Annotated in this window: 19 protein-coding genes; 11 read left to right on the top strand and 8 right to left on the bottom strand. The window is 62.8% G+C overall.

Annotated elements, in window-relative coordinates; all coding sequences use genetic code 11:
• Window positions 1-3: 3 nt before the first annotated feature.
• Both cobT and RMR13_RS04725 read left to right on the top strand, forming a co-directional pair.
• Window positions 4-1098, top strand: coding sequence for a nicotinate-nucleotide--dimethylbenzimidazole phosphoribosyltransferase (gene cobT / locus RMR13_RS04730; protein WP_310599489.1), 1095 nt, complete (start codon window positions 4-6; stop codon window positions 1096-1098).
• Complete coding sequence (locus RMR13_RS04725) at window positions 1049-1663, top strand: hypothetical protein (RefSeq protein ID WP_310599488.1); 615 nt, start codon at window positions 1049-1051, stop codon at window positions 1661-1663. Before cobT ends, RMR13_RS04725 begins: the two co-directional genes overlap by 50 nt.
• Here RMR13_RS04725 and RMR13_RS04720 read toward each other — a convergent pair.
• Window positions 1640-2611 carry a hydrolase gene (locus RMR13_RS04720; protein ID WP_310599487.1) on the bottom strand — a complete coding sequence of 324 codons (972 nt, stop codon included), beginning with the start codon at window positions 2609-2611 and terminating at the stop codon, window positions 1640-1642. The genes RMR13_RS04725 and RMR13_RS04720 overlap by 24 nt on opposite strands.
• 76 nt (window positions 2612-2687) lie before the next feature.
• Window positions 2688-3152 (bottom strand): CBS domain-containing protein, encoded by a 465-nt coding sequence (locus RMR13_RS04715; RefSeq protein WP_310599486.1) that lies wholly within the window; start codon window positions 3150-3152, stop codon window positions 2688-2690.
• A 368-nt stretch (window positions 3153-3520) separates the two neighbouring features.
• On the opposite strand from RMR13_RS04715, the gene RMR13_RS04710 reads away from it, so the two are divergent.
• From RMR13_RS04710 to RMR13_RS04680, 7 genes are all read left to right on the top strand, one after another.
• Window positions 3521-3928, top strand: a complete 408-nt coding sequence (locus RMR13_RS04710; protein WP_310599485.1) for an OadG family transporter subunit — start codon at window positions 3521-3523, stop codon at window positions 3926-3928.
• 16 nt (window positions 3929-3944) lie between these two features.
• Window positions 3945-5072 (top strand): sodium ion-translocating decarboxylase subunit beta, encoded by a 1128-nt coding sequence (locus RMR13_RS04705; protein WP_310599484.1) that lies wholly within the window; start codon window positions 3945-3947, stop codon window positions 5070-5072.
• A gap of 308 nt (window positions 5073-5380) precedes the next feature.
• Window positions 5381-6934 (top strand): acyl-CoA carboxylase subunit beta, encoded by a 1554-nt coding sequence (locus tag RMR13_RS04700; RefSeq protein ID WP_309411594.1) that lies wholly within the window; start codon window positions 5381-5383, stop codon window positions 6932-6934.
• A gap of 8 nt (window positions 6935-6942) precedes the next feature.
• Window positions 6943-8961, top strand: a complete 2019-nt coding sequence (locus tag RMR13_RS04695; RefSeq protein WP_310599483.1) for an acetyl-CoA carboxylase biotin carboxylase subunit — start codon at window positions 6943-6945, stop codon at window positions 8959-8961.
• A gap of 137 nt (window positions 8962-9098) precedes the next feature.
• The gene (locus RMR13_RS04690) at window positions 9099-9374 is read left to right on the top strand and encodes a flagellar FlbD family protein (protein WP_310599482.1); all 276 of its coding nucleotides are present in this window, start codon (window positions 9099-9101) and stop codon (window positions 9372-9374) included.
• Between the two features lie 195 nt (window positions 9375-9569).
• Window positions 9570-10352: a flagellar motor protein gene (locus RMR13_RS04685; RefSeq protein WP_310599481.1), complete on the top strand. Its 783-nt coding sequence runs from the start codon at window positions 9570-9572 to the stop codon at window positions 10350-10352.
• A 1-nt stretch (window position 10353) separates the two neighbouring features.
• Complete coding sequence (locus tag RMR13_RS04680) at window positions 10354-11202, top strand: OmpA family protein (protein WP_310599480.1); 849 nt, start codon at window positions 10354-10356, stop codon at window positions 11200-11202.
• 142 nt (window positions 11203-11344) lie between these two features.
• Here the strand turns inward: RMR13_RS04680 and RMR13_RS04675 are convergent, their stop codons facing one another.
• The 6 genes from RMR13_RS04675 to RMR13_RS04650 form a co-directional block, all read right to left on the bottom strand.
• Window positions 11345-14431, bottom strand: a complete 3087-nt coding sequence (locus tag RMR13_RS04675) for an efflux RND transporter permease subunit (RefSeq protein ID WP_310599479.1) — start codon at window positions 14429-14431, stop codon at window positions 11345-11347.
• A gap of 2 nt (window positions 14432-14433) precedes the next feature.
• Complete coding sequence (locus tag RMR13_RS04670) at window positions 14434-15573, bottom strand: efflux RND transporter periplasmic adaptor subunit (RefSeq protein ID WP_310599478.1); 1140 nt, start codon at window positions 15571-15573, stop codon at window positions 14434-14436.
• Window positions 15574-15712: 139 nt separating this feature from the next.
• Window positions 15713-15904 (bottom strand): heavy metal-associated domain-containing protein, encoded by a 192-nt coding sequence (locus tag RMR13_RS04665; RefSeq protein ID WP_310599477.1) that lies wholly within the window; start codon window positions 15902-15904, stop codon window positions 15713-15715.
• Window positions 15905-15948: 44 nt separating this feature from the next.
• On the bottom strand, window positions 15949-17217 hold the full coding sequence (rfaE2, locus tag RMR13_RS04660) for a D-glycero-beta-D-manno-heptose 1-phosphate adenylyltransferase (RefSeq protein ID WP_310599476.1): 1269 nt from the start codon (window positions 17215-17217) through the stop codon (window positions 15949-15951).
• Complete coding sequence (locus RMR13_RS04655) at window positions 17214-17918, bottom strand: DVU0298 family protein (protein ID WP_310599475.1); 705 nt, start codon at window positions 17916-17918, stop codon at window positions 17214-17216. Before RMR13_RS04655 ends, rfaE2 begins: the two co-directional genes overlap by 4 nt.
• A gap of 15 nt (window positions 17919-17933) precedes the next feature.
• Window positions 17934-18446, bottom strand: coding sequence for a ferritin (locus tag RMR13_RS04650; RefSeq protein ID WP_310599474.1), 513 nt, complete (start codon window positions 18444-18446; stop codon window positions 17934-17936).
• A 177-nt stretch (window positions 18447-18623) separates the two neighbouring features.
• Between RMR13_RS04650 and RMR13_RS04645 the strand changes: the two genes are divergently transcribed.
• A complete protein-coding gene (locus RMR13_RS04645) occupies window positions 18624-19391 on the top strand; it encodes an SDR family oxidoreductase (RefSeq protein ID WP_310599473.1) in 768 nt (255 codons plus the stop codon).
• Between the two features lies 1 nt (window position 19392).
• Window positions 19393-20601, top strand: coding sequence for a beta-ketoacyl-ACP synthase I (gene fabB, locus RMR13_RS04640; protein ID WP_310599472.1), 1209 nt, complete (start codon window positions 19393-19395; stop codon window positions 20599-20601).
• Window positions 20602-20684 lie beyond the last annotated feature (83 nt).

The following is a 20684-nucleotide window of genomic DNA, read 5'->3' as shown; positions in this document are numbered from 1 at the left end:
CGCATGCAGCTGCTCAAACAAACCCTGGACGCCATCCAGCCCGCCGACCGGGTGGCCATGGCCGCGGCCCAGCGGGAGATCGATTACTGCCTCAAGCCGCCGGGCAGCCTTGGCAAGCTGGAAAGCATCGCCCGGCAGATCGCCGGTATCACCGGCCAGGTGCACAACGCGATCAAGCAAAAGGCCATCGTGGTGATGATGGCCGACAACGGCGTCTATGGCGAAGGGGTCGCCATGTATCCCCAGGACGTTACCCGTATCGGCGCCGATTTCGTCACCTCCGGCCGAATGGGAGTCAACTTCCTGGCCCGCGCCGCCAAGGCCGACATTCTGGCCGTGGATATCGGCATCCAGGTCGATGTCGACCTGCCCAAGGTGATCAAGCGCAAAATCCGCCACGGTACCGCCAATTTCCTCCGTGAACCCGCCATGAGCCGCGAGGAAGCAATCCGCGCGATCGAGGTGGGGATCGAGGTCACCCTTGCCGCCATCGACCAGGGCTACGACCTGATCGGCACCGGCGAGATCGGCATCGGCAACACCACCGCCAGCAGCGCGGTGCTCTACGCCTTCACCGGCGCTTCCATCGATCGGGTGGTCGGCCGGGGCGCCGGCCTGACCGACGAGGCCCTGGAACGAAAAAAAAACGTGATCAAACAAGCGGTGCAACTGCACCGGCCCGATCCGGACGATCCCATCGATGTGTTGAGCAAGGTGGGCGGCCTCGACATTGCCGGCCTCGCCGGCACCTATCTGGCCTGCGCCGCCCGGCGGGTGCCGGTGGTCACCGACGGCCTGATCTCCAACGTCGCCGCCCTGACAGCCATGCGCCTGAAGCCCACGGCCGTGGAATACATGATTCCCTCGCACCTCTCCTTCGAGCCGGGAGCCAAGCTGCTGCGGGAGATCACCGGCCTGGAGCCGATGCTCGACATGGACATGCGCCTGGGCGAAGGCACCGGTTGCGCCCTCATGTTTCCCATCATCGAGGCCGCGCTCCGCATGATCGAGGAAATGGGAACCTTTGCCATTCTTGGGAAATCGCGCGATGAAATTGGGGACCACGTCATGGCTTATCGGGGAAAATTTCCTCGATAACGCCCGTTTGGTGGAGGGGAAGGTCGATTTCGTCGAACTTCTGGTCTACACCTGGGATGCGTCGATGCGGGCCAAGGTGGCATCCTGGCTCGACGGCTTGGCCGCGCTGAACCTGGAATACACCCTCCACCTCCCCACCGACCGGACCGAAAACGCGCTGGCCGCCGCCGAGTTTTTCGCCACCTGCGGTTTGCCCCTGCTGAACATGACCCTCCACCCCCTGCCCGGATGGCGGGAGGTGGCCTGGCCCGATCTGATGGCCTTGGAAAACCTGATCGATCGGGCCGAATTCCATCACCGCTACACCTTCGACCTCACCCACAGCCTTCTGGGCGCCCCGCTGCCCGCCCATTATCACCCCCACATTGTCGAACTGCATCTCTCCGGCACGGACGGACGCATCGATCACCTCCCCCTGGACGACGCCACCCTGCAGGCGGCCATCCCTTTCCTGCGCCAGGAGATGCTGGTTTGTTTCGAGATCTTCGACCCGGACGACGCCTTGGCGGCAGTCGAACGGGCGCGAGCCCTGGCGGCCAAATCAGGAGGCAGCGGCCTCGGCTGACAGCTGCTCGCGAAGAAAAGCCGGTGCCAGCCGGTCGATCAGGCAGTCGGTCCGCCAGGGAAATCGCCCCTCGACAAACCCGACATGGCCGCCGTGCTCCTGAATGGCCAGGCGCACTCCCGGCCCGACCTGGTCGGCCCTGGGGACATTGTGCGGATACATGAACGGGTCGTCGACGCTATGAAGGACCAAGGTCGGGGTGGTGATGCCGGCAAGGTAGCCCATGGAACTGCATTGGGCATAATAATCCTCGGCGCCGGCAAAGCCGTTGAGCGGCGCGGTGATGTGCTCATCGTACTCCCACAAGGTGCGAATCCGGCCGAGATCGACCCGCAACGGCGAGGGAATTACGTGGAATTTGCGTCGATAGGATCGCTTCAGCCGGCCAAGCAGGTAGCGCTGATAGAGACGGGAGCCGCCCCGTTCCAGGCGCCGGCCGGCATCGGCCAGGACAAAGGGGACGGAGACGGCCACCGCCGCCCGCAAACGGGAGGCAGCGCCGGTCATCCCCAGATAGCGGAGCAGGAGATTGCCCCCCAGAGAAACCCCGATGGCCGCCGCCACCGGCCGGCCGCTGGCCCCCAGCAGAGCCAGCACTTCCGCCAGATCCTCGACCGCGCCGCTGTGGTAGGAGCGGACCAGTCGATTGGGCTCGCCGCTGCAACCGCGCAGATGCATGAACACCGGCCGCAGACCGGAGCGGAGCAGCGCCGCCATCAGCGGCAGGGCATAGTGCGAACGCAGATCCCCCTCCAGGCCGGGCAGCATCAGCACCACCGGCCCGCGTCCATTTGCCGCCCAGGCCAGATCGATAAAATCGGAATCCGCCAGTTCCAGGCGCTCCCGTTCCAGTGCCAGGGTGGGCCGCCGGCGGAACAATTTGGGCCACAGGGTCTGCAAATGGGGATTGCGCAGCCACGGGGGCGGCAGAAAGGTGAAGCCAGGCATGCAGCACTCCACAAAGCGAACGCGACAACAACCGGCGAAACCGCCGGCCGTCGGGCAAAGAACGCGCCGCTGCCGGTTATTCGCTGAACAGGTGGTAGAAAATATCGGACATGTAGATCACCCCGACCAGTTTTCCCCCGTCCACCACCGAAATCCGCCGGATGCGGTTTTTGATCATCCGGTCGAGCACGGCCATGACCGATTCGTCAGGCTGCACGTACAAGACGTTGTCGTTCATGATCTGCGCCACTTTCTTCTTCTTGACCTCGCGGACAAAACCGTCGATTTCCCCTTGCCAGTTCAGGTCGTTGCCGTTGATGCCGTAATTCAGGTAGGACGGACGGAGGTGGTAAAGGATGTAGTACATGCTGATGGTTCCCACCAGCGCGTGCGCATCGTCGACCACCATCAGGCTCACGGTCTTGTGGCCCGTGGGCCGGACCTTGGCGTTGAGAATTTTCGTGATCGCCTTTTCCACCGAGTCGTCCCGGTGGATGGTATCGAAATTTCTGGCCATGATGTCTCTGGCGAACAGCTGCATGCCTCCTCCTTGTCAGGCTTGATGGACAGGATCGCTCCCGGCGCGGAAGCGATCCACCATCTTTACTCTTGGGCCAATTCGTCGGGATAAGCAAGGAATTTGAATACGAAAACTCATCGCAATTCCGCAACACCCCCTCCGCCGCGGCCAGACACAACACACCCGCGGTTCCTGGAATCGACCCTTTTCGCAAAGAAAAAAATAGGCTTCCGCTGGAGGTTTCGACCGGCAAGGAATCCTCATTCTGCCAGCAACCATTTGACATGAGCGGAAATTAGTGTATGTAAACATGCATTCCTGGTCAGAAGTATCATTCGCCCGCCGCCCATCGGGTTTCAGAATAATATTGTCGCTGCAAGGAGGTCATATTGATTGGATTCGAAGCTATCACCCACCACAATGGCTGGGTTACCGCCGCCACCGGGGCCTGCATCGTTTTTTCAGGACTGGCCACCCTGTCCCTGATTATTTCCCAACTGCATAAATTCGTTGCCCTGCTGGACCGGCCGCCGAAAGCCCAGGTGGTCGTTGCCCTCGCCCCCCAGCCCCCACCCCGTCCGGAATGCCCCCTGGATCACGCTGTTGCCGTTGAGCGACTTCAACCCCTGATTGAGGAACTGGAGCTGGAATTCGACCTTGCCGAGCTTTACGCCCTGGCAAAGAAATACCATCTCCCCCATCCCCACCTGTCCATTCGCTGCCTCCTGAATGCCGGCACGCTCCAGCCCCTTGGCGACGGAGTCTTCCGGTTTGTGAAAGCAGCAAAAGACATCTGATCACAAGGGGGAACCAATGGATCTGTTTCTGCAATTTTTGAGCAATACCGGTTTCGGGCAGGCCGACTACCGCAACCTGATCATGATCGTCGTCGGTATCGGCTTTGTCTTTCTGGCCATCGGCAAAAATTACGAGCCGCTGTTGCTCCTGCCGATCGGCTTCGGCGTCATCCTGGGCAACATCCCCTTTTTCAAGGGGTTCGGCATCGGCATCTACGAGGCCAACAGCGTGCTCCACTATCTCTATTTCGGGGTCACCAGCGGTCTCTATCCCTCGATCGTCTTCCTCGGCCTGGGCGCGATGACCGATTTCTCCTTCCTGCTGGCCAACCCCAAGCTGATGCTCTTGGGCGCGGCCGCGCAGATGGGCATCTTCTGCACCTATCTCAGTGCCCTGGCGCTGGGATTTTCGCCGCAGGAGGCATCGTCCATCGGCATTATCGGCGGGGCCGACGGCCCCACATCGATCTTCCTCACCGCCAAACTGGCGCCGCACCTGGTCGGCCCGGTTGCCATCGCCGCCTACTCCTACATGGCCCTGATCCCGATTATCCAGCCACCGATCATGAAATTGTTGATCAGCAAAAAGGAAATGCTGATCAAAATGCCGGAGTTGCGCCAGGTCTCCCGGAAGGAACTGGTGATTTTCCCCGTGGTCGGGCTGATTCTCTGCACCTTCCTCGCCCCGGCCTCGATTCCGCTGCTCGGTCCCTTTTTCTTCGGCAACCTGATGAAGGAAAGCGGCGTGGTCGACCGGCTGGCCAATACGGCCCGCAACGCCATCATCGACACCGCCACCATTTTCCTCGGCCTGACCGTCGGTGCCTCGACCCAGGGTGACGTGTTCCTCAACGCCAAGTCCGTGGGCATCTTTTTCCTGGGCGCCATCGCCTTCAGCATCGCCACCGCATCCGGCCTGCTTTTCGCCAAATTCATGAACCTGTTTCTCAAGGAAAAGATCAACCCCCTTCTCGGGGCGGCCGGAGTCTCCGCCGTGCCCGGTTCGGCAAGGGAGGTACACGTGATGGGCCAGAAGGCCGACCCGACCAATTTCCTGCTCATGCATGCCATGGCCTGCAACTCCTCGGGCGTCATCGGCTCGGCGGTCTGCGCCGGTGTCCTGTGGAGCTTTCTCATGGGATAATCGTCCGGGCGGCGCAAGACGGTCCGACAACGGAAAAAGGCGGCCGGGACACCTTGTTCCCGACCGCCTTTTTCCGTTGTCAAATTAATGATGAAAATGAGTTTTTCTGATTTGTCAACACGGCGTCCCTCAAGTATTATTGCACCTTCCACCAAGACTCGTCCGGCCTGAACAGTGTGTCCCCCCTCCGGCACCGATCGACCGTCCATAAGCGTACGAGCCGACCGGCTGCAAGAGGACCATTTATCATCGTGAACCCGCGCCCGCCCTTGTCTGGGAACGCGCCGGTTCCACAATCAGGTAATGCCATGGATACCCAATACAACACAACCCTTGAAACCCTGGAACGATTACGGGCGGAATCCAGAGCCGCCGGTGGCGAGGAAAAAAAAGTCGACCAGCACCGCAAGGGTAAACTGACGGCGCGCGAACGGCTCGAACTGCTCTTGGACAGCGGCTCGTTCGAGGAATTCGACATCCTCAAGCTGGGCCGCGGCAGCAGCCTGGGCGAGGAAAAAAGCTACCTCGGCGACGGGGTCATCACCGGCCATGGGTCCATCGACGGCCGCGAAGTCTTCGTGTTCAGCCAAGACTTCACCGTGCTCGGCGGCTCGCTGGGCGAGGCCCATGCCCAGAAAATCTGCAAGGTCATGGACCTGGCGGTCAAGGTGGGCGCGCCGATCATCGGCCTCAACGATTCCGGCGGCGCGCGTATCCAGGAGGGCGTCGACGCCCTGGCGGCCTACGGCGAGATCTTCCATCGCAACGTCCGGGCCAGCGGGGTGGTCCCCCAGATCTCCTGCATCATGGGGCCCTGTGCCGGCGGCGCGGTCTATAGCCCCTCGATCACCGATTTCGTCTTCATGGTCGAGGATTCCTCCTACATGTTCGTCACCGGCCCCAGCGTGGTGAAGACCGTCACCCACCAGGACATCACCTCCGAGGCCCTGGGCGGCGCCAAGGTGCATGCCAGCAGGAGTGGCGTGGCCCATTTCACCGTGCACAACGATGTGCTCGCCCTGCGCGAGGTGCGGCGACTGATCAGCTACCTCCCCTCCAACAACCGCCTGCGGGCGCCGATCCTCGATCTCAGCGATGCCCCGGACCGGACCGATCCGGCCTTGGACTTTCTCATTCCGAGCAACTCCAACCAGACCTACGACATGAACGTGCTGATCCACTCGATCCTGGACGGCGCCGAGTTCATGGAGGTCCACGCCGGTTTCGCCCGCAACATCATCTGCGGTTTCGGCCGGCTGGGCGGCCAGACCGTGGGCCTGGTTGCCAACCAGCCGGCGGTACTGGCCGGCGTGCTCGACAACGACGCCTCGTTCAAGGCCGGCCGTTTTGTCCGCTTCTGCGACGCCTTCAATATCCCGCTGATCTCCCTGGTCGACGTGCCCGGCTTCATGCCCGGTCCGGATCAGGAGCACGGCGGCATCATCCGCCATGGCGCCAAGCTGCTCTATGCCTTCACCGAAGCCACGGTGCCGCGCATCTCGGTGATCATCCGCAAGGCCTACGGCGGCGCCTATCTGGTGATGAACTCCAAGCACATCCATTGCGATGTCAACTATGCCTGGCCGACCGCCGAAATCGCGGTCATGGGCCCCAAGGGCGCGGCCGAAGTCATCCACCGCAAGGAAATCTATTCAGCCGAGGACCCCGAGGCCGTGCTCAACGAAAAGATGGAGGAATACCGCCGCACCTTCGCCAACCCCTTTCTTGCCGCGCAGCGGGGCTACATCGACGACGTCATCTTCCCGCGCGATACCCGCTCGCACCTCATCCGCACCCTGCAGATGCTCGACAGCAAGAAGACCAAGGGCCCGGATCGCAAACACGGAAATATTCCCCTGTGAGGCACGCCATGTTCAATAAAATTCTCATTGCCAACCGCGGTGAAATTGCCATCCGCATCATTCGTACCTGCAACCGGCTGGGCATCGGCACCGTGGCCGTTTATTCCGACGCCGACAGCCGCAGCCTGCACCGACACCTGGCCGACGAAGCGGTGCACATCGGCGAGTCGCCGTCGCAGAAATCCTATCTCGACATCGCCAAGATCGTCGCGGCGGCCAAGGCCACCGGCGCCCAGGCCATCCACCCCGGCTACGGTTTCCTCTCCGAAAAGGCCGATTTTGCCAAGGCGATCCAGGAAGCCGGACTGGTACTCATCGGCCCGCCGGCCGAGGTCATCGACGTCATGGGCGACAAGATCACCTCCAAGGAACTGGCCAAGAATGCCGGCGTGCCGGTCATCCCCGGCACCATCGAGGCGATTAAGGACGAAAAGGAAGCCATTGCCATCGCGGCCGAGATCGGCTACCCGATACTGCTCAAACCGGCGGCGGGCGGCGGCGGCAAGGGCATGCGCATCGTCCGCAAACCCGAGGACATGAAGGACGCCCTGGCGGCCAGCCGCAAGGAAACCCTCAAGGCCTTCAACGACACCCGGGTCTTTGTCGAGCGCTACATCGAGCAGCCGCGCCACATCGAAATCCAGGTTCTGGCCGACAGCCAAGGGCATGTGGTGCACCTGGGCGAGCGCGAATGCTCCATCCAGCGGCGCTATCAAAAGGTGATCGAGGAATCGCCCTCGCCGGCGGTTTCACCCGAACTGCGCGAACGGATGGGCCGGGCGGCCTGCGACCTGGCCCGTCAGGCCAAGTACGTCAACGCCGGCACGGTCGAGTTCGTCATGGATGCCCAGCACAATTTCTATTTCCTGGAGATGAACACCCGCCTCCAGGTGGAGCATCCGGTCACCGAGATGGTCACCGGGCTCGACCTGGTCGAGCTGCAGCTCCGGATCGCCGCCGGTGAGCCGCTGCCCTTCGACCAGAGCGGCGTCACCTTCAACGGCTGGGCCATCGAGGCCCGGATCTGCGCCGAGGACCCCACCCGCGGCTTCATTCCCTCCACCGGCATGATCACCCGCTACGCCGCCCCGCGCGGCAAGGGCATTCGGGTGGATTCCGGCGTCAACATCGGCGGCAAGATCGACGTCTACTACGACTCGATGCTGGCCAAGCTGATCTGCCACGGCAAGACCAGGGAAGATGCCCGTCGCATGTTGATTGAGGCGCTGAACGGCTACCACATCGAAGGGGTCTCCACCAATATCGACTTTGTCACCAGCGTGCTCTGCCTGCCCGAATTCGCCGAAGGCGCGCTGACCACCGGCTTCATCGACCAGCACTTCGACGGCGGCGTGTCGAAACGCTCGCCCTCGCTGCAATACCTGCAGCTTGCGGCCCTGGCGGCCACCCTCATTTACCACACCCGCACGGTGGCGGTCCGCGAATCCCTGCTCCACATGGTTTCCGACATCGGCGGCAAGCGCGATCTGGGCCGGATGCATCAGTACAAGGTGCGGTGCCAGGAAGATCTGTTCGAAGTGGCCCTGGAAGGTACGCCGGTCAGCGGCGAAACCTGCACCATCAGGATAGACGGCTCCACCCATCGGGTCGAGATCCCCACCTTCGAATTCTTCCGTCGCCGGCTGAAACTGAACATCAACGGCCAGAACTACCGGTTCCGGATCCGCTTCGAGGAATCGTTCATCTTCATGAGCTTCAACGGCATTTCCCGGCTGTTCGAAGTTTATACCCCGAAGGAATGGGAGATGATGCGGTTCATGCCCGAGAAGGCCGACCAATCGCTCAACAACATTCTGCTTTGCCCGATGCCGGGCCTGGTGGTGGATGTGCTGGCCCAGAAGGGCGAGCGCGTCTTCCGCGGCCAGAACCTGGTAATCCTGGAGTCGATGAAAATGGAGAGCGGCGTGGCCTCGCCGGTGGACGGCGTCATTGCCGAGGTCCTGGTGGACAAGGGTCAGGCGGTGGAGGCCGACGAGGTCCTGATCAAATTCGAGCTGGAGAAATAAGCCGTCTGACGCCGACTGCCCGGGGAGACGGGCGGCAACGGCTTCTTAGTGGCGACAACCGGCATGGCCTGCAAACCGACCGTTTTGTCCGTGGTCCTCCACGGCCGCAACGGTCGGTGCCCTTCGCAGCCGGCGCCATGCCTCAAGCCCTTGCCCAGGCCCGTGCCATGATCAAGCTCACCAAGCTCAACAATTCGGAATTCTACCTCAATCCCGACCTGATCAAGAGCATGGAGGAGACGCCCGACACCATCGTGGTGCTGATCAATGGCGATCACATCATCGTTCGGGAAAAGCCCGAGGAGATCATCGATAAAATCATGGTCTACCGTGTTCGGCTCCTCCAGCTGTCGCGCCAGCAGCTCGACCTCGGCGACGCCGCGGCTGCGGCGCCCGAACCGCCGCCGACCTGACCGGAACGGGTCAGACAAGGGGGCGACGGGACGGGCCTTGCCCGGTACACAGGGAATGGAGGACGGGCCTGCCGGTTCGTTTTTTTCTTTTGTATCGCCGCTGCTTCTCATACAATGGGCATATCGTAGTCTTTCCGAGACAATCGGCGGGCAACGACTCGCTTGCCCCTTACAATCGGTACACGCAGCAACGCTATGGATATTGCAACCATCATCGGCTTTGTCCTGGGCTTTGGCGCCGTCGTCGGCGGCGCCGCCCTGGAAGGCCTGCATCTCACCGCTCTCGTGCAGCCCACTGCCGCCTTGATCGTTCTGGGCGGCACCTTTGGCGCGGCCTTCGTCAGTTTCCCGATGGAGGTCGCGATCAACGCCCTCAAGGATGTCAAGAAGCTGATCGGCAACTCGCCCAAAAACGACGAACTCATTACCGAAATCTGCGGCTATGCAAGCAAGGCGAGGAAAAACGGCATCATCGCCCTGGAGCAGGATGCCCAAAACCACAAGGACCGGTTCATGAAAAAAGCCATCTCCCTTTCGGTTGATGGCGTCGAACCCAAGGATATCAGGGAGCTGATGGAAATCGATCTGTCCGCGTCCGAAGAGCACGCCAAGATGAGCGCCGAATTTTACGAAGCGGCCGGCGGCTATGCGCCGACCATCGGCATCATCGGCGCGGTGCTTGGCCTGATCCACGTCATGAGCAACCTGGAGGATACCTCCAAACTGGGCGCCGGTATCGCCGTTGCCTTCGTTGCCACCATTTACGGCCTGATCACGGCCAACATCGTCTGCCTGCCCGCCGCCACCAAGATCAAACATCGCATCAAGGATGAATCGGTCCGCAAGGAGATCATCATCGCCGGCATTGTCGCCATTCAAAACGGGGAAAATCCGCGATTTATCGAGGAGCGTTTGAAATCATACTTGGGCGGCCACGGCGGCAAGGCACCCGCCGACGAGGAAGGAGGCAAGAAATAACGTGGCCCGCAAGAAAGAGCCGGAAAAACCGGCCAACCACGAGCGCTGGCTGGTCTCCTACGGCGACTTCATCACCTTGCTGTTCGCGGTGTTCGTCACCCTCTACGCCATGTCCCAAACCGACAAGAAGAAGGTGGACCAGGTCGCCGCTTCCTATCGGACCGCGTTCGGCGTCACCACCGGCACCACCTCGGGCAAGCCGCAGATCATGAATAAAACCGACATGATGCCCATTCCATCGATGCGGGTGCAGCCGAAAAATATCGAGAAGCAGAGACCCAAGGGCGACACCACGACCAAGACGCAGGCCACCAAGAAGGATTTCAGGGAGATGCTGGTCACGCTGGAAAAATTCGTGGTCGAGAAGAATGCCCAGGACAAGGTCAATGTCGAGCTTACCAAGCGGGGTCTGGTGATCAGCATGAAAGAAACCGGGTTTTTCGATTCGGGCAGCGCCACCATCAAGCCCTCTTCCTACGAGCTGCTGGCCAAGATGGCCGAGACTCTGTCGCCCTACAGCAACGAGATCAGCTTCGAGGGACACACCGACAACATCCCCATGCATTCGGCCGCGTTCCTGTCGAACTGGGAGTTGTCGACCGGGCGCGCCACCAGCATTGCCCGCTACTTCATGGACCGGCACGGCTTGAACCCGGAAAAAGTAGCGATCACCGGCTTCGGCGAATACCGCCCGGTTGCCGACAACAGCACCGAGGAGGGACGGAAGCAGAACCGGCGGGTCGACCTGGTCCTGCTGGGTGCTGCCACCGCCACCGGCGGCAGTGAGCCGGAGGAGCAGGAACCCACGATCACGACCCCGCCGCCGCGGTTCCCCAAAATCCCTTTCTGAGCAGGCGGCCCGCCTGTTGCCAATCAAGGCCGATTCCTCTGGGGATCGGCCTTTTTTCTTTCGAGTCCGCCGGCCGCAAAGTGCTGTGCCGGCGCCTCGTCAACCGCCTTCTTTCCGCAAGCTCGGGCCGCCGACGGGACGATCACTCGCCGGTCTGACTCGTTCGGCGGCCCTGCGAGTGATCCTTGGCCACCAGCATGTAAATCGAGGGGATCACGAACAGGGTGAACAGCGAGCCGATGGCCATGCCGCCCACCAGCACCAGGCCGATCGAGTTGCGCGCCGCCGCGCCCGCCCCGGTGACCAGGGTGAGGGGAAAATGGCCGGCAATGGTGGCGCCGGTGGTCATCAAGATCGGCCGCAGACGGGTCATGGCCGCCTCCAACACCGCCGCCTGCTTGCTCAAACCCTGCTCCTGGAGTTTATTGGCGAACTCGACGATCAGGATGCCGTTCTTCGACACCAGCCCCACCAGGGTCACCAAGCCCACCTGGGAGTAGATATTGAGGGTGGTGGTCCACCCGTTGGTCCAGAATGGGACGTTGGGATCGGGCATCTTGAGAAAGGTGAAAATCAGGGCGCCGAACATGGCCAGGGGGACTGAGCCGGCCAGGATCACGAAGGGATCGCGAAAACTGTTGAACTGGGCGGCCAACACCAGGAAAATCAGGATGATGGCCAAAGCGAAGGCAACCAGGAAGGTGTTGCCCTCCACCCGCAGCTGGCGGGACTCGCCGGTGTAGTCGAGCGAATAGCCTTGGGGCAGGACCTTGGCGGCCTCGTCCTCGAGGAAGCGCAGGGCCTCGTCCAAGGGCCGGACCGGATAGGCGCTGAGGGTGACCGCGTTCAACTGCTGGAAACGGTTCAAGGAGCGCGCCTCGGTGGTGTTTTTGAGGGTAGCCACGGTGGAGAGCGGCACCAAGGTTCCGTCTGGTCCGGTGACATGGATATTGTGCAGCTGGTCCGGGTTGAGCCGGTCGGTGCGCACGATCTGGGGCACCACCTTGTAGCTCCGGCCGGCAATATTGAAACGGTTGACGTAATTGCCGCCCATCATGCCGGCGAGATCGACGCCCATCTGCTGGAGATTGAGGCCGAGCGCCGCCACCTTGTCGCGGTCGATCACAATCTCCGCCTGGGGCTGGTCGATCTTGACGTCCATCAGGGGAGGGAAGGCGAACATCTGGCTTTCGGTGGCAGCGAGCTGGATTTTCTTGGCGAATTCGAGGATTTGGTCGAGCTCGGCAGTGGAGGCGATGACGAATTCCACCGGGAACTGGCCGCCGCCGGGCAGGGCCGGAGGGCTCACCGGCAGGACGCGGACCCCGGTGATCCCGTGCAGCTTCTGCGCCACCTCGGGCATGATCTCGAAGATGGTTCGCTGGCGCGCCTGCCAGGGCTTGGTCACCATGCCGCTGAAGCCGGAGCTGGGCTCGGTGACCTGAAACACGAAATCGGTTTCGGCAATCCCCATGAACACCTTGTTGACGGCATCGGTATACAACTGATTCTGGTCCAGGGTGGAGTTGGCCGCCGACTCGACAATGCCGAAGATGACGCCCTGGTCCTCGGTCGGGGCCAGTTCCTTGGCCGACATCTGGAACATCGGCACCGCCAGCAACCCGAGTGCGATCCAGACCAGGTACACCGCCGGCCGGTTCCGGAGCGTTACGCCCAACCAACGGCCGTAGGTTGCTCGGATCCGCTTGAAATCGCGCTCGATCTTGCCGGCCAGACCCTGTTCGGTCATCCCGGCCTTGAGCAGCCTGGAAGACATCATCGGCGACAGGGTCAGCGCCACCACCCCCGAGATGACCACCGCTCCGGCCAGGGTGAAGGCGAATTCCCGAAATAGCGAGCCGGTCAGACCGCCCTGAAGGCCGATGGGCGCGTAGACCGCGGCCAAGGTGATGGTCATGGAAATCAGGGGGCTGACCAGTTCGCGGCCGCTGAGCATGGCCGCCTCCATCGGCGTCCTGCCCTCGGCGAGGTGGCGCTCGACGTTTTCCACCACCACGATGGCATCGTCGACCACCAATCCCACCGACAGGACGATGGCCAGCAGGGTCAGCAGGTTGATGGTGAAGCCGAAGACCTGCATCAGGAACATCGCCCCGATCAGCGACAGGGGAATGGTGACCACCGGGATGATGGCCGCGCGCATCGAGCCGAGGAAGAGAAAGATGATGACGATGACGATCAACAGGGTCTCGCCCAGAGTCTTGACCACTTCCTTGATGGCGTTTTCTATGTAGTCGGTGCCATCGTAGGCCATCCGGGCGGACAGGCCGTTGGGCAGTTGCTTGTCGATCTCGCCCATTTCGGCGCGCACCCGCTTGATCACGTCGAGCGAGTTGGCGTTGGGCAGCGGCCAAATCCCCATGAACACCGCGGTCTGGCCGGAAAATCGTACCTCGGTGTCGTAATCCTCGGCCCCCAGCACCACCTGGCCGATGTCCTCGATGCGGACAATGGCCCCCTGGTCTTCGCGGATCACCAGCCGCTTGAAATCCTCCACGGTCCGCATGTCGGTGTTGGCGGTCAGGTTGACCTGCACCAGCGCCCCCTTGGTCGTTCCCACCGCAGCCAGAAAGTTGTTGTTGGCCAGGGCCTGCCGTACCTGCACCGGGCTGACGTTGAAGGCCGCCATCCGGGCCGGGTCGAGCCAGATCCGCATGGCAAAGGTCCGCGCGCCGAGGACATCGGCCCGCTGCACCCCGGCCAGCGCCGAAAGCCGGGGCTGCACCACCCGCACCAGGTAATCGGTGATCTCGTTCTGCCGCAGCACGTCCGAGGTGAAGCTCAGATAGGCCGAGGCGAACTCGGAATCCGCCGATTCGACGTTGATCATCGGAATTTCGGCTTCCGGCGGCAGGTCGCGGCGCACCTGGTCGACCTTGGAGCTGATCTCGGACAGGGCCTTGATCGGATCGTAGTTAAGCCGCAGCCGGGCATTGATGATCGATTTTCCCTGGCTGGATTGGGACTGGAGGTAATCGATGCCGTCTGCGGCGGCAATGGCCCGCTCCAGGGGTGTGGTAATGAAGCCGCGCACCAAGTCGGCGTTGGCGCCGGTGTAAATGGTGGTCACCGTGACCACGGCGTTGTCGCTGCGCGGATACTGCCGGACGTTGAGCGAACCGATCGCCTGCAGGCCGGCAATGATGATCAGCAGGCTGGTGACGATCGCCAGCACCGGCCGCTGGACGAAAAGATCGGTGAATTTCATATTCAATCGTCCTTGGGTTGCGGCGCCAGTTCGAATTTCGGCAACAGGCTGTTGTCGACGGCCACGGCCTGGCCGTTGCGCAGCTTGAACACCCCGGTGGCGACCACGGTCTGCTCCGGCGTCAGCCCCGAGGCAATGGCCACGAAATCGCCGCGCTTCCCGCCCAGGCGGACGAACTGCTGCCGGACCACCTGGCCGTTGGCCGGATCGCCCTCCCCGGCCTTGGTCTGCTCGACGACGAACACCGAATCCGAGTACGGGGCGTACAGCACGGCCGTGGCTGGAATCGCCAGCACCGAGCTGGACTGCGGCTGCACCACCGCGACATTGACAAACATCCCGGGCCGCAAGAGCTCGCCCTGGTTGGCCACCGTGGCCTGGACCCGGAGATTGCGGCTGGCAGTGTCGACCTCGGGATTGACCGCGGTGATCGCGCCGGTGACCACCTGGCCCGCCGGCAGTCCGTCGGAGGTGATTCGCACCGGGAAGCCTGGGCGCACCTGGGCCAACTGCTGCTGGGGAACAAGGAAATTGACAAAGATCGGATCAAGCGCCTGCAGAGAGACGATCGGCGTGCCCTCCTTGATGATCTGGCCGATATGCACCTGACGGATGCCCAGCCGGCCGCTGAAAGGGGCGCGGATGGTCTTCTTGGCGATGATCGCCCGGATGGTGTCGGCCTGGGCCAGGCTCTGCTTGAGCTGGGCCTCGGCGTTATCGTAGTTGGCCTCGGCCACCACCTTGGTTTCCAGCATCTTTTTCGCCCGCTCAAAGGTCACCCGCGCCAGGGCCGCGGCCGCTTCCGCCGCCCGCAGCTGGGCGGTTTCCTGGGTAATGTCCTGCTGGACCAGCAGGTCGCCCGTCTTGACCTGGGCACCGGGCTCCAAGGCGATGGCGACCACCTTGCCGGTCAGCTCGGCGGCAACGGTCACGCCCTGGACCGCTTCCAACGAGCCGACCGCAGTCACCAGCGACTCCCAGGTCTGTTGCTGGACCCGGCTGGTGGCCACTACCTCGGGCGGAATCTTGGTCTCCTTGCCCTTTTTGATGAGGGTGCCGATCTGCAGGGCCTTGGCGCCGGCCAACAGGCCGACCACCACCACGATGCCTCCGATGCCGAGCAGCAGGGGCTTGATCTTCATCTCCGTATCTCCACGCAAGAAAAGCGGCCCTCTCACCGAGGAGGCCGCTGGAATTCGACATCTTCTGTCTAGGATTGCCAGCCCGCCGTCCGCCCGGAACCGGCACTCGGCCGGCATCGGCGGCTACGGCCGGGAACGGTTATTCGACCACGGCAAAACCCTTGGCGGCAATGGCCTGCCGCACCGCCGCGCCATCGAGCGTGCCCTCGAACCGGGCTTCACCCTTGTCCAGATCGATGACGACCTCGGTGGCACCCAGGTCTTCCAAGGCCTTTTTGGCCGTGGCCGCGCAATGCTGACACTTCATTCCTTGAATTCGAACCGTTGTCATGACCAACCCTCCTGGCTGCATTTCTAGATGGAATCACAAATAGATCACAAGGATGCCTTGATTCGGTCGATCAGGCCGGTGGTCGAGCAATCATGCTCGAAGGCGATCCGCACCACCCGGCCGCCGGCGGCCTTGACCTCCGGCGCGCCAACGATCCGCTCCTCGCTATAGTCCGCGCCCTTGACCAGGACGTCGGGCATCAGGGCGGTGATCAGCCGAATCGGGGTGGGCTCGGCAAAAAGCACGACAAAATCCACGCAACCCAAGGCTGCCAGGACCCGTGACCGGTCGGCCTCGGTGTTCATCGGCCGGCCCGGTCCCTTCAGCCCGCGCACCGAATCGTCGGTGTTCAGCCCCACCACCAGGCAGTCGGCGGTGCGGCGCGCCGCTTCCAGATAGCTGACATGGCCGGCGTGGAGGATATCGAAACAGCCGTTGGTAAAGGCGACGCGGCTGCCCTGGTGGCGGATGAAGGCCAAGTCGGCGCGCAGGGCCTCAAGCGAACGGATCTTGCCGCAATCGGGGGTAGTCCACGATTGGTCGCCGGCCGCATAGAAACGGCGCCGCTGTTCGTCGATCAAGCTGTTGTCGAGCGGACAGCCGATCACCGCGGGCTCGGTGCCGGCCGCCCGCATCACCGTGCCGTCGGGCGCCACGATCATCGAATGGCCGGCCATCTCCATGGTCCCGGTCCGGCCGCAGCCGTTGGCAGCGGCCACGAAGACCTGGTTCTCGATGGCCCGGGCGCGCACCAGGGTCTGCCAGTGATCGACCCGGCTCAGCGGCCACTCGGCCGATACCGCCAGCAGGCGGCTGCCGGCGAAGACCTGCCGCCGGGCCACCTCGGGAAAGCGGAGGTCGTAGCAGACCAGCCCGGCCAGCGGACCGTGCGGCGTCCGAATCGGGGCCACGGCGTCGCCGCCCCGGTAGTGACGGTCCTCCTGCCAATGGGCGAACAGGTGCTGCTTGGCCGTGCGGCCGATCACCCCCTGCGGCCCGACCACGGCCAGGGTGTTGGCCGGCAGGCCGCCGTCGTCGGCCGGATCGGTCAAGGTACCGGCCACATGGACGTCGTGGCGAACGGCGATCCGCTGCATCGCGGCCAGGATTTCCGGGGCTCGTTGTCCCAACTCCGCCGTCCGTTCGTAGTCGAAGCCGGTGGCCCACATCTCGGGCAGCACCAGCAGGGTGCCGGGCGCGGGCCCGAATCGATCGATCAGCCGCTCCGCCTCTTTGAGGTTGTGCTCCACCGCCCCGAGGGTGATGGCGAACTGCACGCAGGCGACAGCGGGAAAAAGGGGGGGGGCGGTCATGAAGGCATCGACTCCAAGGCGGCTTGGGCCAGGGCGCCGACCGTGGTCGCATCGAACCGGCCGTCCCGGTACAGGGTCAAGGGCGCCGGATCGTGCGCCAAGGTCCGCAGCACCGCTCCGGAGGCGGTCAGCCGAAGGAGGCCGGCCGCCTGGGCGGCGAGCCCGCGCACGATGGCGTCCTCGGCACCCAAGTAGGGGGGGATATGCTCTCCGGCGCCCTTGTCGAGCAGAAGCCGGGGCCGGCAGCCGCTCAACCGGGCCACGCCCCAGAACAGACCGCGCTGCAGCAAGGGATGCTCGATATAGTTGCCGTCCTGGCAGATTTCCGGACCGTCTTCGCGCATATAGGAAATGAGCATGTGGACATATTCCTCGGCCAGGCCGGCATGGCGGCACATGGCATCGGCCATGGCTTCCGGGGCGCCCCAGCCGATGCCGCCGGATTCGTCGTTGAGGCTCCAGAGAAAGCGGCGCATCACGATCCGCGCCGCCTCCATGTCCGTCTCCGCCAGCCGGGCCACGGCCTCGCCCATGCAACTGACCGCATGCCACCGCAGCTGTTGCTCGTCCCGACAGATCAGGGCGAACAGGGCGTTGACCGCTTCCTTGGCCGGATAACGGCGCATCGCCTCCATGATGGCGGCAAGGTCCCGGCCCTGCAGCAGCGCGGCGACCTCGTGCTTGATTTTCCGGCTGCTCAAGCCGAAAGACCCGGTTTAGGCGGTGGGCGCGGGCATGGTAAAGACCCGTTTGCCCAGTTCGGCGTCAACCATGAACAGGCCCGAGGTATCGCCCTTGATCAGCTTGAGTTTCTCGACGATTTCGCCGGCGCTGGCTTCCTCTTCCACCTGCTCGGAGACGAACCATTGGAGGAAATTGTTGGTGGCGTGGTCCTTTTCGCCGATCGCCAGATCGACCAGGTCGTTGATCAGGCTGGTGACATGCTCCTCGTGCTTGAGAACCGCCTCGAAAACGGCCAGCGGCGAGTTCCAGGAGGTTTCCGGCTTGGCAATGGCCTCCAAGGTCACCTTGCCGCCGCGCTCGTTGACGAAATCGTAGAACTTCATGCCGTGCATCAATTCCTCCTGCACTTGCACCCGCATCCAGGCGGCAAAGCCCTTGAGGCTAATCGACTGAAAATAGGCCTCCATGGCCAGATACAGGTAGGAGGAATACATTTCCGCATTGATCTGATCGTTCAGCGCCTTGAGTATCTTCTTTTTCAGCATGGTGGCCTCCTTGGAAACCGGTTGAACAAATTGACGGGATGTTTCCGATGACAACGATGTTTCCAACTATAAACACAACCATGAGAGATTCCAGACTTTTCTGGAAAGAGGTTGTTTTTTGCAGGCAAACCTGGTTCCCTATGGACTTTGGAAAAACCGCATTAACTGGAGTAAATCATGCAGAAAACCGTTTGTATCACCGGAGCGACCTCCGGTTTTGGCAGGGCCTGCGCCGAGCGGTTTGCCGCCGAAGGCTGGCGGCTCGTCGTTACCGGCCGCCGGGTCGAGCGACTTGAGGAATTGCGCGGGCAATACGGCGCCGTTCCGATCCACGCCGTCGGCCTCGACATCCGCGACCTAGGCGCGGTGGAGGCCATGGTCCGGGACCTGCCCGAAGGATTCCGCGACATCGACGTCCTGGTCAACAACGCCGGCCTGGCGCTCGGCCTGGAAGGCGCCCACCGGGCCAGCCTCGCCGACTGGGAAAGCATGATCGACACCAACATCAAGGGACTGTGCTACCTCACCCGCTGCCTGCTGCCGGCCATGGTGGCCCGCAATCGCGGCCACATCGTCAACATGGGCTCGATCGCCGGCACCTACCCCTATCCGGGCGGCAACGTCTACGGCGCCACCAAGGCATTTGTCAAGCAATTCTCCCGCAACCTGCTCACCGATCTGATCCACACCAAGATCCGGGTGACCAACATCGAGCCGGGGCTCTCGGAAAGCGAGTTTTCCATTGTCCGCTTCCACGGCGACAAGGACAAGGCCGACTCGGTCTACAAGGGCACCCAGCCGCTGCGGCCGGTCGATATCGCCGAGATCGTCCACTGGGTGACCACGGTGCCGCCGCATGTCAACATCTGTACGGTCGAGGTCATGCCGGTCTGCCAGAGCTGCGGCCCATTGGCCGTGCACCGGGAATCCGGAAGCGGAGAATGAGATGCGACGAGTAGCAATCACCGGCATGGGCATCGTCTCGCCCCTGGGCGACTCCACCGCCGAAGTCCTGGCCTCCTTGCGGGAGAGCCGTTCGGGCATCCACGCCTATCCCTCCTACCGCGACATGGGGCTGCGCTCCCAGATCGGCGGCTTCACCAAAGTGGATTTGAAGGAACAGATCGACAAGAAAAATCTGCGCTTCATGGGCAATGCCGCCGCCTATGCCTCCATCGCCCTGCAGCAGGCCATCACCGATGCCGGTTTGGGCGAGGACGAGGTCTCCCACCCCCGCACCGGCCTGATCATCGGCTCCGGCGGCACCTCGGCCGAAAACGTGGTGACCACAGCCGACATCATGCGGGAAAAAGGATTGAAGCGGCTTTCGCCCTTCATGGTGCCCCGGACCATGAGCAGCACGGTTTCCGCCTGCCTGACCAGCACCCACCGGATCAAGGGCCTGTGCTATTCGATTTCCTCGGCCTGCGCCACCGGGTCGCACTGCATCGGCGCGGCCATGGAACAGATCCAACTGGGCAAGCAGGACGTGGTTTTTGCCGGCGGCGCCGACGAGGAACACTGGACCCAGACCGCCATGTTCGATGCCATGGGCGCCCTGTCCACCCGGTTCAACGACACCCCGGAACGGGCCTCCCGCCCCTACGACCGCGACCGCGACGGCTTTGTCGTTGCCAACGGCGCCGGCCTGGTGGTGCTGGAGGAGTACGAGCGGGCCAAGAAACGCGGGGCGAACATCTACGCCGAGGTGGTGGGCTACGGCGCCACGGCCGACGGCTCGGAAATGGTGCAGCCCTCGGGCGAGGGCGCGGTGCGCTGCATCCTCCTGGCCCTGGCGACTGCATCCGGCCCCATCGACTACATCAATGCCCACGGCACCTCCACCCCCATCGGCGACCTGGTGGAACTGCGGGCCATCCGCGAGGTGTTCGGCACGGACAACCCGCCGATCAGCTCGACCAAGTCCCTCTCCGGCCACAGCCTGGGCGCGGCCGGGGTGCACGAGGCCATCTACAGTCTGCTGATGCTGAACCACGGCTTCATCTGCGGTTCGGCCAACATTGAGGCGCTGGATCCGGAAGCGGAGGACCACAACATCGTCATTGCCAACCGCGACGCCCGCCTCGCCACGGTGATGAGCAACAGCTACGGTTTCGGCGGCACCAACGCCTGCCTGATTTTCAAGAAGGCGTGACCGGCAGGGGCGAATCGTTCATCTTAAATTTTCAAAAAAAAAAAACTCGCACCAAGACTTTTCCCAACAAGGTTGATCAAAAG

The sequence above is a fragment of the Desulfobulbus sp. genome (genome assembly GCF_031547805.1).
In the GTDB taxonomy this organism is placed as follows: domain Bacteria; phylum Desulfobacterota; class Desulfobulbia; order Desulfobulbales; family Desulfobulbaceae; genus Desulfobulbus.
This window is presented reverse-complemented; position numbering and strand designations above follow the sequence as displayed.

Coding starts and splice junctions, on each gene's coding strand:
- cobT (WP_310599489.1), top strand. CDS start 4: ATGCAGCTGCTCAAACAAACCCTGGACGCCATCCAGCCCGCCGACCGG.
- RMR13_RS04725 (WP_310599488.1), top strand. CDS start 1,049: ATGAAATTGGGGACCACGTCATGGCTTATCGGGGAAAATTTCCTCGAT.
- RMR13_RS04720 (WP_310599487.1), bottom strand. CDS start 2,611: ATGCCTGGCTTCACCTTTCTGCCGCCCCCGTGGCTGCGCAATCCCCAT.
- RMR13_RS04715 (WP_310599486.1), bottom strand. CDS start 3,152: ATGCAGCTGTTCGCCAGAGACATCATGGCCAGAAATTTCGATACCATC.
- RMR13_RS04705 (WP_310599484.1), top strand. CDS start 3,945: ATGGATCTGTTTCTGCAATTTTTGAGCAATACCGGTTTCGGGCAGGCC.
- RMR13_RS04700 (WP_309411594.1), top strand. CDS start 5,381: ATGGATACCCAATACAACACAACCCTTGAAACCCTGGAACGATTACGG.
- RMR13_RS04695 (WP_310599483.1), top strand. CDS start 6,943: ATGTTCAATAAAATTCTCATTGCCAACCGCGGTGAAATTGCCATCCGC.
- RMR13_RS04690 (WP_310599482.1), top strand. CDS start 9,099: ATGCCTCAAGCCCTTGCCCAGGCCCGTGCCATGATCAAGCTCACCAAG.
- RMR13_RS04685 (WP_310599481.1), top strand. CDS start 9,570: ATGGATATTGCAACCATCATCGGCTTTGTCCTGGGCTTTGGCGCCGTC.
- RMR13_RS04675 (WP_310599479.1), bottom strand. CDS start 14,431: ATGAAATTCACCGATCTTTTCGTCCAGCGGCCGGTGCTGGCGATCGTC.
- RMR13_RS04670 (WP_310599478.1), bottom strand. CDS start 15,573: ATGAAGATCAAGCCCCTGCTGCTCGGCATCGGAGGCATCGTGGTGGTG.
- RMR13_RS04665 (WP_310599477.1), bottom strand. CDS start 15,904: ATGACAACGGTTCGAATTCAAGGAATGAAGTGTCAGCATTGCGCGGCC.
- rfaE2 (WP_310599476.1), bottom strand. CDS start 17,217: ATGACCGCCCCCCCCCTTTTTCCCGCTGTCGCCTGCGTGCAGTTCGCC.
- RMR13_RS04650 (WP_310599474.1), bottom strand. CDS start 18,446: ATGCTGAAAAAGAAGATACTCAAGGCGCTGAACGATCAGATCAATGCG.
- RMR13_RS04645 (WP_310599473.1), top strand. CDS start 18,624: ATGCAGAAAACCGTTTGTATCACCGGAGCGACCTCCGGTTTTGGCAGG.
- fabB (WP_310599472.1), top strand. CDS start 19,393: ATGCGACGAGTAGCAATCACCGGCATGGGCATCGTCTCGCCCCTGGGC.